The following is a 17,820-nucleotide window of genomic DNA, read 5'->3' as shown; positions in this document are numbered from 1 at the left end:
AAACATTTATGGTAATCAAATTAAAAAATCATACTGAAGCGTATGACGAAGCAAAGAAAGCATATGCAGCTATTGCAAAGGACGAAAATGCAACACCTGAGCAAGTGGAAACAGCATGGAACACAATGCAAGACGAGTTAGTAAACTCTCTTACTACTCAAATTTCTAATCGTGTACAAGCAGAAAATAATGATCAAGCTGTGTTAGTTAATCGTGGTGTTAATGCATTAACTTCTGAAGAAAGTAAGTTCTTCAATCAAGTAGTGCATTCAAATGGCTTTGAAGATGATTTAATTCTTCCGGAAACAACAGTGGATCGTATTTTTGAAGATTTAACTTCTGAACATCCATTGTTATCTGAAATAAATACGGTCAACTCAGGGATTCGTACACGTGTAATTCGTTCTAATCCAGAGGGTGCTGCAGTATGGGGACCAATCTTCGGAGAAATCAAAGGTCAATTAGATGCAAACTTCTTCGAAGAAAACTTCGGTCAAAACAAATTAACAGCATTTGTTGTATTGGCGAAGGATTTAGAAGACGTTGGGCCGGCTTGGATTGAAGCTTACGTACGTACACAAATTCAAGAAACTTTTGCAGTGGCATTAGAAAATACAATTATCAACGGTGCTGGACCAAACAAATATGAACCAATTGGTTTAATTCGCGATTTAAAAGCTCCAGTTGATCCAACAACAGGCTACGCTAAAAAAGCTGTAGCTGGCACTTTAACATTTGCGGATTCTAAAACTACAATTACAGAATTGGCAGCACTTATGAAAGGCCTATCTACAAAAGAAAACGGTAAATCAATCAATATTTCTGGCCGTGTAGTCCTTTTAGTAAACCCAGCTGATGCATGGGGTATTAAAGCGCAATATACTATTCAAAATTCATTGGGGGCATTTATCACAGCATTACCATTTAGTTTGCGTGTAGTGGAATCAGAATTTGCTGCTGAAGGTGAAGTTGTAGCGTTTGTAAACAATCGTTATAACATGTACCGTGCAGGCGGTGTTCAAGTACGTAAGTTTGATCAAACACTTGCTTTAGAAGATTGCAATTTATATACTGCAAAAACTTTCGCTTTCGGGAAGCCAGATGACAATAATGTGGCTGCTGTGTACAAGCTAGAAACAGAAACTATTCCAGCAGGATAAAAATATTCTAGGAGGTATTCAGAATGGTTAAATATAAAGTGAAAAAATCTTTCCGCGATATTCATACGAATGAAGTATATAAAGCTAATACAGAAATCGAAATGACGGTTAAAAGAGCCGAAGAGGTAGAAAAAAACCTCGACGACTCTTTTTTAGTACGCGCAGATGAACCTGACAAAGATAAAAAGTAGGTGATTGAATGACAATCACAGATGAATTGCTTATCAAATTTAAGAAGCGTATGAAGATTTCACATAGCAGTGAGGATGATACCTTAAAAGACATCCTCTCGGCTTCTGTGGAGGACGTTAAAGCAAAGTGCGGTCAATTTGATGTCTATGAAAATGAACGTGCTAGAGAGCTAGTATTTGAGCGTTCACGCTATGTCTATAACGATGCAGTAGAATATTTCAATGATAACTTTGCTAGTCAAATTACATCATTAGCGTTGGAGCTATACACGCCAAGTGAGGTGTTAGTAGATGAAACCACAATTTAATGAAAAAAAGACTGGTAGTGGCGAACTACGGACACCAGTTATGTTTTTTGGTTATCTTCCACATGAAGGACCAGAGCCAGGTGAAGCGGAAAAGAATATTCTTTATGAGTGTTTTGCTGAAGTATACTCGGCTAGTGCTAAGGATATCGACATCTTAAATTCAGGACATGAAGATCAACAGCTGAAAGTCATAAATACAAAAAATGCAGTTACAATCAATATCCGCGATACATTCGGTGAGTATTATCCTGATACAAAGCATTATGTTGAATTGGATGATTATCGTTTCAAAGATATACGATTTAATGTTTTTGATGTTCGTCCACACATTTCTAAAAACGATTTAATAACCATTTTATTGGCGGTGATTACATGAGTGTGAAAATCACAGGAATAGACGCTATTCAAAGAAACTTAAAGAAGCAATTATCAGAGTCTGCATTAGAACGTGTTCAAAATTCAGCATTAAAGGCTGGAGCAACAGAAGTAGCAGAAGAACTCTCAAGCGAGCTAACAAAGTTTAAAGATACAGGCGCAACTGTGGAAGAAATCACAATTGGTAGAGTAAATTCACGTCATGGATATAAAAATATTATCGTTGGTTGGAATGGGCCTATGGAGCGTTATCGATTAGTACACTTAAACGAGTTTGGTTATACACGGGACGGAAAAAAACATAAGCCAGAGGGCTACGGAGCTGTACGTCGAGCAATCGATAATAGCAAAGTAGCCTTTTCTAATGCCGTAGAAAGTGAGTTTAAGAAAAAGCTATGACAGATGTATTGATGTTGATTTATAACCAACTCATGACGAATAGCGTTATCGCAGAAAACTGCAAAGATCGAATTAAATTCTATGAATATCCCGAAACAGGCGATGTCACAAAGCCATTTATTGTAATTGATCCCTTAGATGTGCCTGTTCCAACTGTATATGCAAGCAATGAAAATCATGCTTTCGAATATGTATATCAAATTGATGTAGAGACAACCAATCGATTGTTAACAAAAATGCTCCAAACAGAAATAAGAAATGAAATGAAAAAACTTGGTTTTGGTCAATTGCGCGATGGTTTAGACGAGTATTTCAAAGAAACTAAACGCTATGTAGACGCAAGGCGATACCAAGCCACTATAAAAGAAGAGGTGTTGTAAAGATGGGTATTAAAGTAGGTTTTAAACGTGCGACATTTGCTGTTTTAGATAAGACAGGTCAAATCGTGCCAGACAAGATGTTTATTGTGGAAGGTAAAGCTGGGAAAGGCGGTACAACAGAAGCAACTATTTCTGGTATTTCACCTGAATCTGTAAAGGTTCATGCATCCAATGTACCTTACTATATTTCCCAAAAAGGAACAGGGGACGTTAAAGCGGATATTAGTATTTTGGACATTCCAGAAGAAATGCTAGATGCAGTGCTTGGTCGTAAAAAACATACAGATGGTTTTACACTAATTGGTGAAGATACTGAACCTCCATATGTAGCTGCCATTTTAGAATCTTCTACAGCGAACGGAGATCCAGTACTGTTTTCTTTGTTAAAAGGAAAAATGGCGTTAGGTGATGTAACACTTAGAACTATCGAGGATACTCAACCAGAACCAGATGCTGAAACTTTAACCATGGACTGTGTCGCTAATGATGATGGACAAACAATTGCTCATGGTATTGGTTCAGAATTGAAAGCGAAATTAATGGCCTATGCATTCCCAGGTTATACACCTGAAGTGCCAGTAGGTTAAGCAGTAGCCTTCCGTTTTGGAGGGCTTTTATTTTTATTTAAAATTGGAGGAATGAAAATGTACACATTAGAACTAACGAATCCAAAAACGAAAGAAGTTAAAACTCATACGCAAGAATGGGTAAGTAGTAAAAATTTAATTGCTGCATTGAAACTAAATAATGAAGTTTATGAAGATGAAGTAGAACAAACATTAGCTTTAGTTAATTTTGTAGCAGGTTTATTTGATATTAATTCTGATGAAATTTTAGAAGGAATACAAGCTCATGAATTGATGCAAAGGATGTATGTAATTTATTACAAAGTGCTGGGTTACAGCGAAAAAAAGGCTCAACTTCTAATTCAGATGATGCAGGACGTGGAGACGGAGGCGGAACTGGATTAAGTGCTCAAGAATATCTAGATGATATCAATAGACTAGTCAAACAGCTTATGCAAGGCGGCATGAGTTATATGGATATTATGAATGCCGATTTTAATCATTTAATGGAAATTTTAAATACATCTGATAAGAAGAAAGAACGAACAATAGATTTAGCGGACTTTGTAAAGTCAATCTCATAAGAAAGGAGGTAAAACAAATTGTTAGGAAACCAACCACTTGGGAAAATGATAATTGAAATGGATCTCAACTCCGCGAAGTTCACCAAAGGGCTAACGGCAGTCAATCGTTCAATTAAGTCAGCAGAACGTGAAATGAAAGCAAACGTAGCTGTATTGAACAATTCTGATGATAAGTATGGGGCATTGGGCAAGCAAGTTGAAGGCTTGAATAAAGTCATGTCGTTAAACGAAAAGCGCATTGAGCAGTTAAATAAAAAGCGAAAAGAAGCACTGAAAACTGAAGACGAAAGTTCTAAAGCGATACAAGCTTTAAACAAAGAAATCAATACAGCTGTTCAACGTCAAAGTGCTTGGGAAAAGCAACTTAAAAATGCTAAAGCTGAAATGGTAAACTTTAAGGCTTCCACAAAGGATTTAGAAGATGAATTTTCTAAGCTGAAAAAATCAACCGATGATAATGTAGCGAGTCTGAAAAAGAGCGGACTAGCTTTTTCCGCGCAGAAAGAAAAACTCAAGGGGCTAAGTGAACAAAGCAATAAACACCGTCAAATAGTTGAGTTGCAGAAACAAAAAGTAGATGAGCTTACGAAAGAATTTGGTGAGCATGATCGTAGAGTTGTAGAAGCAACAAGTAAATATAAATCCCTTGTGGAAGAACAAAAGAAATTAGACAACTCCTTTAATTCACTTAATCGAAAAGTAGGCACTGTGGGTCCTCGAATGGGGAAATTAGCGGATAACTTAGGGAAAGCAGAAGCTAAACTGAAAGGTTTATCTGATCGTTCTATTGAAACAGGCAACAGAGTTAAAGATGCAGGAAGAGATATTACTTCTACCTTTGGAGCGATAGCTACTGCTGGGGGTTTAGGTCTAGGTTATACCATTAAGCAAGCTGCCGACTTTGAACAAGCAATGGCAGATATCAAAGCTTTAATGGCACCATATGAATGGACACAATATGGAAAAACTTTGACTAAGTTGGTTAAAGATTTAGGCGTAGAAACTAAATACAGCAATAAGGAAGTTGCTCTAGGTGCGCAAGAATTAATTAAAGCTGGTGTTGATTTAGAAGCTATTATGGGTGGTGGACTGCGTTCTGCCTTATCACTTGCAACAGCAGGTGAACTTGAATTAGGCGATGCAGCAGAAATCTCTTCCACAGTTTTGAACTCATTTAGAGATGATGGAATATCAATGGCTAAAGCTGCCGATTTATTAGCAGGATCAGCCAATGCCTCTGCCACATCTGTGGAGGAAATGCGTTATTCCCTTTCTATGGTGGCTAGTGTCGCTTCTAGTGTTGGGTTTAGCTTTGCAGATACTAATAATGCCTTAGCGGTTTTTGCTCAAAATGGACTTAAAGGTTCTGATGCGGGTACATCCTTAAAAACCATGATTATGAGGTTATCTCCACAAACCCAAGCAGCAGCAACAATCATGGAGGATTTAGGGATTTCAACAACTAATACCACAGCAGGTTATAAATACTTAGTTGAAAAAGGAATTAAACCTGCATCTCGTACTATACCGGATTTGGAAAAGGCTTTCCATGAGTTGGCAAAACAAGAATTAGGTTCCGGTGCTTCCAAAGCAGATTTGGCTAAAGAGACAGATAGGTTGAGAGAGTCTAGTGGCTTTTTATCTTCTGCCTTTTATGATGAACAGGGCAATGTTAGATCCATGACCGAAATATTCGGCATCCTAGAAAAGTCTACAAAGAACTTATCCAAAGAACAAAAAATTAATGCGTTTAATATCATGTTCGGTTCGGATGCTATTCGTGCCGCAATGATTGCTTCTAAATCAGGTGCTAAAGCATTTGATGAGATGGGCGTAGCCATTAACAAAATTAAAGCAGATGACGTTGCTAAAACTAAAATGGATACCTTAAAAGGATCAATTGAACGCATGACAGGTGAAATTGATAGTGCGGCTTCAGCCTTCGGAGAAAACTTAATACCACTTGTGGTAAAAGGCGCAGAATCTGTAGAAAAACTTGCTGGTTGGTTTAACAAATTAGATGACAGTACAAAAGGATTTATTGCTAGAGGTGCTGCTGTCAGCGTAGGGATTACAACACTAGGTGTAGGCGTAGGGTTGCTTGGATTAGGATTAGGAGGATTATATACAGGCTTCGGTAAATTAGCAAAAGGTGGAGCAGGTATTCTTAAATTTTTATCTAATGGCGCAATTAACCTAGGTGGTTTTAAGAGTAAAACAGAAGCTAGTAGATTAGCATTAGATGCTGAAACAAATGCTTTAAATACAAATACTGCAGCCTTACAAAGGAACAATTCGGCAAGAGGTGGCGATGTTGCTACTATTGGTCGTAGGAGTAAAAAAGGTGTAAAAGGCGCTACAGTATTACCAAATGAGGTTGTAACTACTGGAAGTAGGACGGCTAAGAATGCTCAAAAGATCGGTAAAGGTGCAAAGGCTTTAAAGTTTGTAAAAGGTGCTGGAGCTATTGGTGCGGTTGCAGGGCTTGGCTCACTAGTCTATGAAGTAGCAAGCGGATCTGGAACTAAACAATCGATTGGAGGATCTCTTGGAGGTTCTGTAGGAGGTATAGCTGGAGGAGCGGCACTAGGAGCTGCTATTGGCTCCGTTGTTCCTGTTTTTGGTACTGCACTTGGAACAGTGGTTGGAGGTATAGCAGGAGGTATAGCTGGCGATAAACTCGGTTCATCTATCGGCCAAGCATTTGACAAGCGAGATAAAAAAGAAGAGGCCCTAAAAAAAGCAAGAAGAGATGCCGAGAAAGGTGCAAATTTATCTTTAAATATCAAAGGGATAAATAAATCTACTAAATCAGCTCTGAAGGAATATGACGCTTTATATCGTGGCGCTAAAGTTAAGTTAAATCAAATCATGATGTCTAATACGGTGATCAACGAGAAAATCAAAAATGATACCGTTAAGCAATTCACTGATATGAAAAATAGCGTGCTTTCCACAATTAAAGAGCGTCAACAAAAAGAGCGTGTAGAAGCACAAAAAGCCTTAGCTTCAAACAAATCATTATCTGATAAAGAAAAACAACAAGCTCTCGCTAACTTAGATAAAAAACATAAAGATGAGATTGATAAGATAAACAAAAGCAATGAACGTATCAATCAAATTATGAGTACAGCATCTAAGGAGAAAAGAGCCTTAAATAGCAAGGAAAAAGCAGATGTTACTCGTATCAATAAGCAAATGTATAACGCTAAGATTAGAAATACTGCTCATAGTGAGAAAGAATTGACTCTTATTAATAAACAGCGCAGTAAACAGCGTTATGATATTACGACTAAGGAAATGCATGATACTATCAATGCTGCTAAAAAAGAACACGACAAAACAGTAGAACAAGCTAAAAAGAAATTTAACAAAAAAGTTGCATATGCAAAGATTCAACGTGATCAGCTTGGCGTTATAACCGACAAAGAGTATAAAAAGATTGTGGACGATGCACGTAAAGAAAAAGAAAAGACCATTAATCAAGCGAAAGACAAGAGAAATGGTGTAATCAAACATGCCAAAGCACAAAAAAGAGAATCAACTAAGGCATCAAGAGAGCAAAAAGAAACCAATATTAGAAATGCTCAAAAAGAGACAAGTGGTATAGGTAAAGCATGGAGTAGTTTTACAGGGTTCTTCAAGCGCGCATGGGATTGGTTAACGGGTTTCTTTGGTGGCAAAAAAGCTTCTGAAGCACCTGCATATAACGCTAAATCTAAGGGACCATATGCTACTTATGCAAAAGGAACCTATCAAGGTAAGCATAAGGGTGGTACTGCATTAGTCGGTGAGGAAGGCGCGGAACTATCGTATATACCGAACCGAGGTTATTCGTTACTTGGTGTAGGTGGTCCTCAAGTATTAGATTTACCAAGCGGTTCAGCAGTTCTTCCACATGACAAAACAAAAGATATTCTTAGCAGATACAACTTCCCTGCCTTCAAAAATGGAACTGGTGATGACAATTGGTTTAAAAAATCACTTAAAGGTGCAGGTAACTTCGTAAAAGATGGTGTAGGGTATTTAAAAAACCAAGCACTAGATGCATTTGACTTTGTAATGAAGGGACCAAAATTTGCATGGGATAAGTTGACGAATGCTTTTAGCTTCGATAATAAATTCCCTAAAATTATGGATAAGTGGACTGCAGGTACAATGTCTGGCTGGGTTAAGAAGCAAACGTTAAAAGCATTTAAAGGCCTATTTGGAACAATGGGTGGCGATATTACACTAGGTAATACCGCTGTTACCAACCAATGGGGCGTTTATGATTCTTTGTATCAAATCGCTCAAAAAGTAATGAGCTCTCCACTTGGTAGAGGGTTAGTTGTGACAAGTGGACATAGACCAGGTGACACTTATGATCATGGTAGACATGCAGCCATTGACTTGAGTGGTTTCGGGTCTAATGGTGGTTATAAAGCTGTTGCGAAATGGGCTTCTATGTTGCCAGGAGTTGCTTATACAATCGGTGATAATACCGTGTTTGGTCGGAAATATGGTAATGGTTTAAAACCTTCTTGGGCAACCGGACACATGAATCATGTTCATATCTCTTCGTGGCCGGGTGCTAAGTATGAAGATGGCGGTATTATCAATAAGCAACATTTAGCTATGGTGGGCGAAGGAAATAAAAAAGAAGTAATGATTCCATTGCAACCTAGACCTGGTATGCGTAGTAGAGCCTTAGATTTATTGGCATATGCTGCACAGAACTTATTAGGAAACAATTCTTCTTCCTCATCATCAACTGTGGAGGAAAGTGGCATAGTTAAATTGCTTACCCAACAAATGAACATGATGCAACAACAGATTGATTTATTAACACAAATATTAGCTAAGAATACCGATTTAATTGTAGATGGTCGTGTCCTTGCTAAAATGGTTAATAGTTATAAAAACAAAGAAGAACAAAGGAAAAATAGAGCGAGGGGGATGCCTACAATATGAGTGCAATGTCAATAATATATGGTGGCGTATCGTTTAAATCGCTCGATATTTTTATCAACGATAGTATTCCACAAGCTCCACAATTATCGAGAGTAACACAGGACATTCCAGCCAGAAGGGGTGTCCTTTTTTATGGCAATACAATAGGCGAGCGAGTAATTGCAATAAGTATTACGATTATGGCTTCCACACGACGAGAACAAGAAGATAAACGCCGGGCTTTGGAAAACTATATCATTCAAGATACAAACGTCGAGAAAGAACTATATTTCGATGATATGCCTGATTGGGTGTATTATGGTTCATTCACTGAAATAGGTGACTATAGCAGGCTACAAGGCTATGACTTACAAACGACTTTAACATTCACCTGTAGTGATCCGTATCGGTATGGAGATCAAGAACAAATCGATGTTAAAGGTAGTACTTTACTTCTCACGCCAAAAGGCGAGCAAGAAATTTACCCTATATTTGGAGCGATAGCGAAACAAAACTTAACTGAAATTGGTGTGAGCACGAAAGACCAATATGTTTACTGTGGAGGAGAGGTCAATGTAGAAACTGGTGAGACGCCTATTAAGAAATATGAAACTATTCTGCATGATACCGCACAGAATTTAGGCTTATGGCAACGTGTTTCAAATGATACGGTTTCATGGGAAGTTGAAGGTGGGCATATCGGTAAAGGTTCTTATTTCAAACAAGGAAAAGATTCTTTTGAGGTTGATACATTTGGTACAAAACAAATTGCTAATGATTATTGGTATGGAGCAGGGCTTAAATACATGCTTACTGCAGCATTAACCAATTGGCGTGTTACTTTCCGTATTCAATCCATTTCTAAATACCATCGCTCTATGACTAAGCTTGAATTATATTTGCTTGATACAACAGGTAAGCGAATCGGCAAATTGAGTATAAAAGATACAAGTAAAGGTACAGAGCAGTCAGCATATGTGCAAGTTTTTCGTGCAGACGGTACCACTAAAACAGTTGGTGAATTTAAAGCAAAATCTATAAATGCAAAGAAGAAGAAAATAACCATTAAAGGTAAGAAAAAAGTAAAGCAAACCGACAAAAAAGGGAAAGTGACTTACACATACAAAACTATAACGGAAACTGTGAATGAGACGTCTGGAGAAAATAAATATAGTGATTTCTATGGATATATGATTCTTGAAAAGAATGGTCAGCGGCTTATCGCAACAATTGTTTCATTAGATCCAAAAACAAGGAATGAAATGTCGCGAAATGAAATGACTTGGGTAGATGATAAAGGTACCTTTACAGGTCAGCTTGCTGGATTTGGTTTAGTTGCGGCAAAGCATGATATTAGGGAAGACGCCATTGGACAATCCTATAGCAATAACTACTTAGCTTTTTGTGATTTAAAAGTTGAAAAAATAAATATTATCACTCAAACAGAAGTAATTAATACAGCTCCAGAAGTTATTATTTTCACTGGAGATGAAATTGTGATTGATTGTGAAAAGGGGCGTGTCTACAAGAACGGCATGTTGTGGATGGATACTTTGGCCATTGGAACGGATTGGATTAAACTTCATGGTAATTTAACCGAAGAAATAGCATTTAGCGAAGGATTAGATTGGTCGGTTACTTACAGGCCGACATCGTATTAGGAGGTGTATAAGTTGAATTTATTAGTTATGCATACAGATTCAAGAGGTTACGACAATCTAAATTATAAGGTTGTCGCGTCATTAAGTAACGACAATACGCAAAGCTGTCCGTTTTATAATGACTTGCGAATCGAAAAGATAGAAAACTTTGATGATACTTATACACTCTCCGTTCCTGAAGATCGCCAGGAGGCATCGTTGCTTGTGGATGGTGCCTTTATTTTATTTGAAGATGAAAGTGAAAAGTATAGGCTATTCCGCATTTATAGTGAAAGTAGTCAAGCTATCGGCAATGTTCATTCGAAAACAGTTGAATCTGAAAATGCCTTTATCAATGATTTGAACAAAACTATTGTTGCAAAGGCTAAATTGAAGGATGTTGATTTTTCAGAAGCTATGGCCCATATCTTGGCGCTTAGTGGTTGGGAAGTTGGGAATGTTGAATGGCTGGGTGAAATCATATCTCTAGAGTTTGATGGAACGACAAATGCCCAAGAAGAATTACAAAACTTAATCAATACATACCGCGGTGAAATCGATGCGTATGTAAAAGTGAGAAACGGTCGTATCGTCGGTAAATACTTTGATTTAGTTGAAAAACGAGGCAGAGATAATACAGGCAGACGTTTTGAATATCGTCGTGATATAAAAGGTGTTACGCGTACAAAAGTCGATACAGAGCTTTATACAGCTATTAAAGCATGTGGTAAAGATGGATTGACTTTTGCTTCAATCAACAACGGATTAGATACGGTTTATGATCCAGAAGCCAATGAAATTTACAATGATGGCCGTGAATATCTCGTTAAATACTTTGAATATGAAACTACATTTCCTTCTGCATTATTAGTAGCTGCATATGAAGAATTAAACAAGGTGAATCATCCAATTTACAATTACGAAGTTGAACCTGCTCTATTAGATGAAACGTCCGGCTATGATGAAGAACCTGTGTTGTTGGGCGATAGTGTACGAGTTGTTGACTTTTCTATGCAACCTGAAATGACTGTTAGTGCACGAGTAATTGAAAAACAAACATCCTATAGCAATGTTGGCGCAAATACTGTGATACTTGGTGAATATGTAGAGTTAGAAAACAATGTGCCAGGACTTATTAAAAAGTTACAGTCGAAACTTGATGATGTAAATAAGAATGTAAAACCTGTCTATCGTTTAGAAATCTTTAGTAGCAATGGGGTTGTTATCAAAAATGGAGTCGGTGATACTCAATTAACAGCACGTGTTTATAAGGATAATGAACGAGTATACGGACAACCTCATCAATACAAATGGGAGAAGATCTTACCTGATGGCAAGCACGATACTGAATGGGAAATGGCTAATGAAGGTGTAGGGCAGAGTGTATTTTGTGATGCCCTCGACTTTGTTAAAAACGTTTCTTACAAATGCAGCTACTTAACTGATGAATATAACTATGTAGCGACTGCGTATTTTAAAACGGAAGTAGATCGCGTAATTGACGAAGTAAATAAAATGCGTACTGCAAATAGCATTGTAATACCTTTTATCACAGATACACACTATGCGACAGATGCACTTGAGGACCAACAAGCAAAATTAAGGGCACTCTACCACATAAACAATGTTGTGGAAGTTACGCATCAGATTGACTGCGATGTTGTTGTGCATGGTGGTGACATTGTGGATGGAAAGACAAGCAATTATCTTAATAAAGCCAATTTGAAAACAGTTGTAGATGCACTGAACGAATCAGATTGCCCTGTCATGTTTGCTAAAGGAAATCATGATGATAATGGTCTTGGTGACGTTCGAACAGCAGGGAATCAAATGACAGCCTGTACAAAACCTGCAGAAATGAAACCAATATTAAGCAAAAAATACATTGAAAATAAGATTGCCTTTTCATCCACAGATAACGCGAATTATTGTTTTTACGATATTGAGGATAAAAAGGTAAGGGTGTTTGTACTTGACAGTTATGATCTTCGTTATGACTTACTAGGTAGCGACAAGAAAAATAAGTATCAATCTCGTAAATATGGTGCTTATCAATCCAAGCAAATCAATTGGCTTGTAGAACAGCTGAAAAGCACTCCTAAAGATTATAAAGTACTTACCTTCCATCATTACGCTATGTATGGTGCAGCGTCACAAGATGACACACCAATCATCAACAGTGAGATTGTAGCTGGAATATTAAATGCTTGGCAATATGGCAACAGTTATAGTGGGAGAGGTACAAATAATGATTATCCAGTAACGGTTAATGTTAATTTCTCTACTCGTGGTAAGGGTATGTGGTTAGCTGCATTTAATGGTCATTGGCATAGCGATAAAGCTAAACGAGAGGGATTAGGCAATGTCCCAACCATTATGAGCCTATGCAGTCTTGGCGCTCGTGATAACGACGGGAATAATCGTACTCTTGGTACTACTGTGGAAGATGGTTGGGATGTAATTGTAGTTGATTTAGATACCAACATGATAAATCTTATACGATTCGGAGCAAATGCCACGAATAGGCCTGTACGGTCTTATGCAGGAGGTGTTAGCTAATGAAAGCAGTCGCTAGTAGTGAGGTTACATTAAGTAGTACGAATGATATCTTTGTAGGGCCAAAACCTCCTCCATATCCGGTAAAAGGCCAATTATGGCTTGATACTTCGGTTAAGCCTCCTGTCTTACGCATGTGGGATGGAGAGAAGTGGGTAGCTTTACAGATAGATATAGATAAACTTGATCCAGATTTAATCAAGAATCTTCGAGACGAAAACCAAATAGCTTATGAAAATGCAATGAAATTTGCTACTGCCTTATCTGATCGGATGAAAGGGGAAGCTGCACGTTTAGATGGATTGTTTGCTAACGTTGATTCATTAAGTACCAAAGTGAATACGAATGGTACTGAAATCTCAACTATCAAGCAATCTTATTTTGGTTTAGAAACAAAAGTGAAAAACTTAGAAACCAATACTTCCTCCACATTCACGCAGTTAAGTGATCAGATTAATTTACGAGTGTTAAAAGGGAATGTAATTAGCCAAATCAACCTTGAAGCTGATAGTGCCTATATATCAAGTAAGGCCATTGTTTTGGATGGTGACACTACTATACTCGGTACTTTCTATGTTCCAAAGGTTTTGAGTGGATCAACGGTAAATGGAAATGCTTATACATTAATTGAAGGAGCATTTCTAAAAAGTCGAGGTTATTTTACTAAAACTTGGTTAGATAATACGAGATCAAGTTGGCATGAGGTCACGATTGATAAAGGTCATATCAAAATGAAAGATACTATATATGGCGGTGCTGTTTATTACACATCTAGAGGGATAAGTACTCAAATGGATGGAGATAACGATGGGCAAGCATCAGGTACAATCGAGTTTATGTCACGTAAATACCTAAATAGTGTTAACGGTTTGACCATTTCTTCATCTGGTCGATTAGCTTTAGAATCAACTAATGGATCTCGAATATATATTAACCCACGTGGAGCAGCTGTTCACATTGCTGATGAAAATGACAATTATTATGACTTATATGCAAGCAATGTTTTTGCTGCTAGAACAATGTTCATAGATGGTTGGGAAGTAGCAACAAAGAATTATATGAATACCTCACTTTCAAACGGATATAGAATAGGTTCTTGGATTGTAGGTACATCTAATCTTAATTCTGCATCCGACAAAATCAAAATGGGTAATGATACAGGAAATATAGTATGTAGCAATCTAACCCAAACGTCACAAAGAGAATTGAAGAAAAATATCAAACCATGGGAAGGCGACGGTTATGGAATTGTTAAGAGTGTTCCAGTTCGACAATTCCAATATATCGATGAACTAGATGAAGAATTTCCGCATGTTGGTTTTATCTTGGATGAAGTGAGTCCATGGATGGCAGACATTGAGGGATATGGCGTATCAGTAAATCAAACAGTTAATATTCTATGGAATGCTTTACAAACTGCAATTGCAAAAATCGAAAGGTTGGAAGGAGTGATAAGCAATGGATAAAGAAGAAATTTATCAGAGCATGATTCAAACATTAGGTCATAAAGTTTCCAACTTAGAAATAGAAAAGGCTGAATTAAATGCTCTTTTAGTACAAGCTCAAAAGCATATAAATGCACTAACTAAAGGAGGTGAAAACAAAGATGAAGCTCCTGTTGCTGAATGATGTTGATACGCTAAAAAGTAGTGATAACGCGACGAAGATTGAACTTGCTATTGTGGATGAAAATAATCAATTTGTTAACTTGCAACTCTTTAAATCTATAAACGTTGCTATTGGTTATCAAGGAAGTTTAATCAATACAGAAACACCGGTTATTGATTATGAGAAGAATTCAATTTCTTTTACTATGTCGCATAGTTTGCCAGCAGGAAAGTATGTAATTGAAGTCAATTTAATCAACCAAGATGATACTGTTAGTATAGCGCCCAATGCAGGCGTTTTTATTTTGACCATTGAGAAATCACTTGGAGAAGTCGGCGAAACCATTACTGTTATATCAGTTCAACAATTATTAAATGATATGGCAAACACTTTAGAAATTACTAAGGAAATAAGGACGATTGTGGAGGAAGCTAATAATAAATCGACTAATGCAGAATCGATGGCCAAAAATGCCGATGAGAATGCACGTATAGCAAATAAGAATTCAGAAGAAGCAAATACAAAATCTGATACAGCTTTAGCAACTGCAACGGATGCTAAAACAAACGCTGATCAATCAAAGATAATTGCTGAAGATGCAAATCAAAAGTCAGATACTGCAGTAAAGGCAGCAGATGAAGCATATGCTCAATCAAGTAAAGCAATTACTGATTCCTCCACAGCTATTGAAGATGCAACGAGTGCTGTTCAAACAGCTGAAAATGCTAAAACTACTGCCGATGGATTAGCCGTGAGTATTGCCGAAGCCAATAGTACAGCAAATGAAGCGAGAGCTACTGCTGAAAATGTAGAACGTCGTTTTGGCGAATTAATTGCCAGTGATACTAGTGCAGAGGTAATCGATTCACGAACTGATGAAGAAGGCGTTATTCATCCTCATCTAAAAGATAGATTGGCCAGTGATGCAAATAAGAGGTTTTTAGGTGATTCAGAAACATTACAAGCAGCTAAGGAATATACAGATCATGCAATCGGCAATGTAGATTTGACTGAATTAGATAACCATGTAGCTAATACAGGAATCCATGTTACACCAGAACAGAAGCAGATATGGACGGATGGAACTAACAAAGCTGAAACAGTTTCACAAGCTTTACTCAATAAGGTCGATAAGGTAGAGGGAAAAGATCTATCGACAAATGACTATACAACTGTCGATAAAAACAAATTGGCTGGAATCGCAACCGGAGCAAATAAAACAACATATACAGATAGTGTTACCAGCACATCTATCACAACTGCAGCAACTCCAAATGCAGTCAAGCAAGCCTATGATAAAGCTTCTACAGCACAACAGGAAGTGGATGCTTTGGAACAAGTTGTTGCTGAACATTCGGCAGATACAATGTATAAGTCTGGTGGAGAATTTACAGGTATAGCGAAGGCACACAGCAATACTTCTTTTACTATCCCGCAATTAAGAAATATCATCTTATCAAATTTAGATGCTGATATTAACATGATGGGGGAGGGCGATATATGGATAAAATTCAAATGATATTACCTACTAGGTTGAATCTTTATTCCGTTGAGACAAGGGAGTTGTTAGTTTAATTATGGCTGAGATAACACTTAAAACTGTACCACACGCTCTTGGAGTGGAAGCTGGTAGTGTCAAAGATAGTATCACAAGTAGTTATATTAGAATTGTTAAAGATACAGTTACAGGATTGATTTATTATAAGGCATCTGCAACGATGGGTTCGTTAGATTATTTATTTAAATTCCCAGGAGAAACTGGAGTTCCAATAAATTTTCAAACATCTTATCGTATTAGTTATAATGATGGTACAACATCAGAGGTATCAGAGCGTGGCACTCAAAAAATTAATGTTAGTGCTAATAGAAAGACTATGGAAGTTTATATACCAATTTCCTCTCAAGCGAAAACAATCACAGGAAACCGTTCAACGACCAATAACACCACTAGTACTGGTAGCTTTAGATTTGATGCTAACAGGTATAATGGGCAGTACTGGGAAACCAGCGTTTTATTGATTACTAAGGCGGTTGATATTATTGAACTAGATCCTAATTGGTTTAATACTGTCCCTGTCATTAGCTTGGACACAATTGACAACAGCACACTCTACGAAAACGACGACTTAGTTATTAATGGTCAGGTAACTGATGCAGACAGTGGAAACATTGTAAATGTGAAGTTTCAAGTGAATGGTGGTGCTACACGGGTATTAGCTACGGGAGTATCAGACGGTACGAATAAAATCCTATTTAATAAAGCGCTAATATTTAAGGCAAGTAAGTTGTTCGATGGTGAAATAGCAATAACTGAACCACTTGTAGAAGGTGCTGCCTATCAATTAAAGGTTTGGGCAGAAGATGATCGAGGAGGGAAATCAGCAGAACTTATAAGAACATTCAAGGTTATTCCCTTTCCAGGTTTGAGTATGAAAATCTATGACATTCAAAAGACCGCCATTTCAGGAAGCGTTAAAGTTAATGGTTCCTTAAGGGCTATTCAAAAGATTTACGTCAAGAATAATGGTATTTTGAGGGAGGCTTGATTATGTTACAAGTAATTGACTATGTAGAGAATGACTCAATCATTTCAGCAGGATTTAAAAAGGATAATTATGTGGTTTATGGATCAACGAGCAAAAAAGAAGGGCTGGTAAACATCGATTACCTACAGGATATTTACGAGAAATGTAAAAAGTCATTGGACTATGAAGCAAAGCGGAAAAAGGAGAATAAAACGAATTCTATAACTACAGACAAAATAGGCGAATCTTTTATTCCGGAGAAACCAAAACCATCAAGTTTGAATGTAGACTTTTCAAAGCTCACAGGTGTTGTGCTTGATCAATATGGAGATGTTTATTCTGATAATGTTCAGTTTCATGTTGAAGGTACTAACAATGCATATATAGAAGGAAACAATGTCGTGACAAAACCTGTTAAATCAGATGAAACCTATTTTCTCATAGCCTCATATGAAGGTTTGATTGAATCAAACGAGAGAATTATTATAGCGGTTAAGTCAGATGAAATAGAAATAATAAAACAGCAAATAAACGATGTACAAGAGTTTATTGTGAATCAGCAATATGATGAACTTATTAAGCAAGGGGGGATTTAA

Annotated in this window: 16 protein-coding genes; all 16 read left to right on the top strand. The window is 37.3% G+C overall.

From position 1 onward, the window contains the following. Positions 1 to 8 precede the first annotated feature (8 nt). The 16 genes from AC6CHJ_RS10475 (at position 9) to AC6CHJ_RS10400 (ending at position 17,820) form a co-directional block, all read left to right on the top strand. Positions 9 to 1,160: a phage major capsid protein gene (locus AC6CHJ_RS10475; protein WP_498288391.1), complete on the top strand. Its 1,152-nt coding sequence runs from the start codon at positions 9 to 11 to the stop codon at positions 1,158 to 1,160. Positions 1,161 to 1,183: 23 nt separating this feature from the next. Further along, a complete protein-coding gene (locus AC6CHJ_RS10470) occupies positions 1,184 to 1,351 on the top strand; it encodes a hypothetical protein (protein ID WP_498288389.1) in 168 nt (55 codons plus the stop codon). A gap of 8 nt (positions 1,352 to 1,359) precedes the next feature. Next, a complete protein-coding gene (locus AC6CHJ_RS10465; protein ID WP_498288388.1) occupies positions 1,360 to 1,659 on the top strand; it encodes a phage head-tail connector protein in 300 nt (99 codons plus the stop codon). Continuing rightward, entirely contained in the window at positions 1,643 to 2,035 is a 393-nt protein-coding gene (locus AC6CHJ_RS10460) for a phage head-tail adapter protein (protein WP_498288386.1), read from the top strand. The genes AC6CHJ_RS10465 and AC6CHJ_RS10460 overlap by 17 nt, the downstream gene beginning before the upstream one ends. Beyond that, on the top strand, positions 2,032 to 2,433 hold the full coding sequence (locus tag AC6CHJ_RS10455) for an HK97 gp10 family phage protein (RefSeq protein ID WP_498288384.1): 402 nt from the start codon (positions 2,032 to 2,034) through the stop codon (positions 2,431 to 2,433). Before AC6CHJ_RS10460 ends, AC6CHJ_RS10455 begins: the two co-directional genes overlap by 4 nt. Then, entirely contained in the window at positions 2,430 to 2,813 is a 384-nt protein-coding gene (locus AC6CHJ_RS10450; protein ID WP_498288382.1) for a DUF3168 domain-containing protein, read from the top strand. Before AC6CHJ_RS10455 ends, AC6CHJ_RS10450 begins: the two co-directional genes overlap by 4 nt. Before the next feature lie 2 nt (positions 2,814 to 2,815). Then, the gene (locus AC6CHJ_RS10445) at positions 2,816 to 3,400 is read left to right on the top strand and encodes a major tail protein (protein ID WP_498288381.1); all 585 of its coding nucleotides are present in this window, start codon (positions 2,816 to 2,818) and stop codon (positions 3,398 to 3,400) included. Positions 3,401 to 3,457: 57 nt separating this feature from the next. Continuing rightward, the gene (gene gpG / locus AC6CHJ_RS10440; protein WP_498288379.1) at positions 3,458 to 3,784 is read left to right on the top strand and encodes a phage tail assembly chaperone G; all 327 of its coding nucleotides are present in this window, start codon (positions 3,458 to 3,460) and stop codon (positions 3,782 to 3,784) included. A 197-nt stretch (positions 3,785 to 3,981) separates the two neighbouring features. Beyond that, positions 3,982 to 8,916 carry a phage tail tape measure protein gene (locus tag AC6CHJ_RS10435; RefSeq protein ID WP_498288377.1) on the top strand — a complete coding sequence of 1,645 codons (4,935 nt, stop codon included), beginning with the start codon at positions 3,982 to 3,984 and terminating at the stop codon, positions 8,914 to 8,916. Beyond that, on the top strand, positions 8,913 to 10,556 hold the full coding sequence (locus tag AC6CHJ_RS10430) for a distal tail protein Dit (protein WP_498288376.1): 1,644 nt from the start codon (positions 8,913 to 8,915) through the stop codon (positions 10,554 to 10,556). The genes AC6CHJ_RS10435 and AC6CHJ_RS10430 overlap by 4 nt, the downstream gene beginning before the upstream one ends. 12 nt (positions 10,557 to 10,568) lie before the next feature. Further along, positions 10,569 to 13,094 carry a phage tail spike protein gene (locus tag AC6CHJ_RS10425; protein ID WP_498288374.1) on the top strand — a complete coding sequence of 842 codons (2,526 nt, stop codon included), beginning with the start codon at positions 10,569 to 10,571 and terminating at the stop codon, positions 13,092 to 13,094. Then, complete coding sequence (locus AC6CHJ_RS10420) at positions 13,094 to 14,557, top strand: tail fiber domain-containing protein (protein ID WP_498288372.1); 1,464 nt, start codon at positions 13,094 to 13,096, stop codon at positions 14,555 to 14,557. Before AC6CHJ_RS10425 ends, AC6CHJ_RS10420 begins: the two co-directional genes overlap by 1 nt. Continuing rightward, on the top strand, positions 14,550 to 14,720 hold the full coding sequence (locus tag AC6CHJ_RS10415; RefSeq protein WP_498288370.1) for a hypothetical protein: 171 nt from the start codon (positions 14,550 to 14,552) through the stop codon (positions 14,718 to 14,720). Before AC6CHJ_RS10420 ends, AC6CHJ_RS10415 begins: the two co-directional genes overlap by 8 nt. Further along, complete coding sequence (locus tag AC6CHJ_RS10410) at positions 14,698 to 16,218, top strand: tail fiber protein (protein ID WP_498288368.1); 1,521 nt, start codon at positions 14,698 to 14,700, stop codon at positions 16,216 to 16,218. The genes AC6CHJ_RS10415 and AC6CHJ_RS10410 overlap by 23 nt, the downstream gene beginning before the upstream one ends. A gap of 58 nt (positions 16,219 to 16,276) precedes the next feature. Further along, positions 16,277 to 17,245, top strand: coding sequence for a hypothetical protein (locus AC6CHJ_RS10405; RefSeq protein ID WP_498288366.1), 969 nt, complete (start codon positions 16,277 to 16,279; stop codon positions 17,243 to 17,245). Between the two features lie 2 nt (positions 17,246 to 17,247). Beyond that, a complete protein-coding gene (locus AC6CHJ_RS10400) occupies positions 17,248 to 17,820 on the top strand; it encodes a hypothetical protein (protein ID WP_498288364.1) in 573 nt (190 codons plus the stop codon).

Source organism: Rummeliibacillus sp. GQ308 (assembly GCF_059759115.1).
The sequence above is the reverse complement of the archived record's forward strand: the minus strand, read 5'-3'. Positions and strand labels throughout refer to the sequence as shown.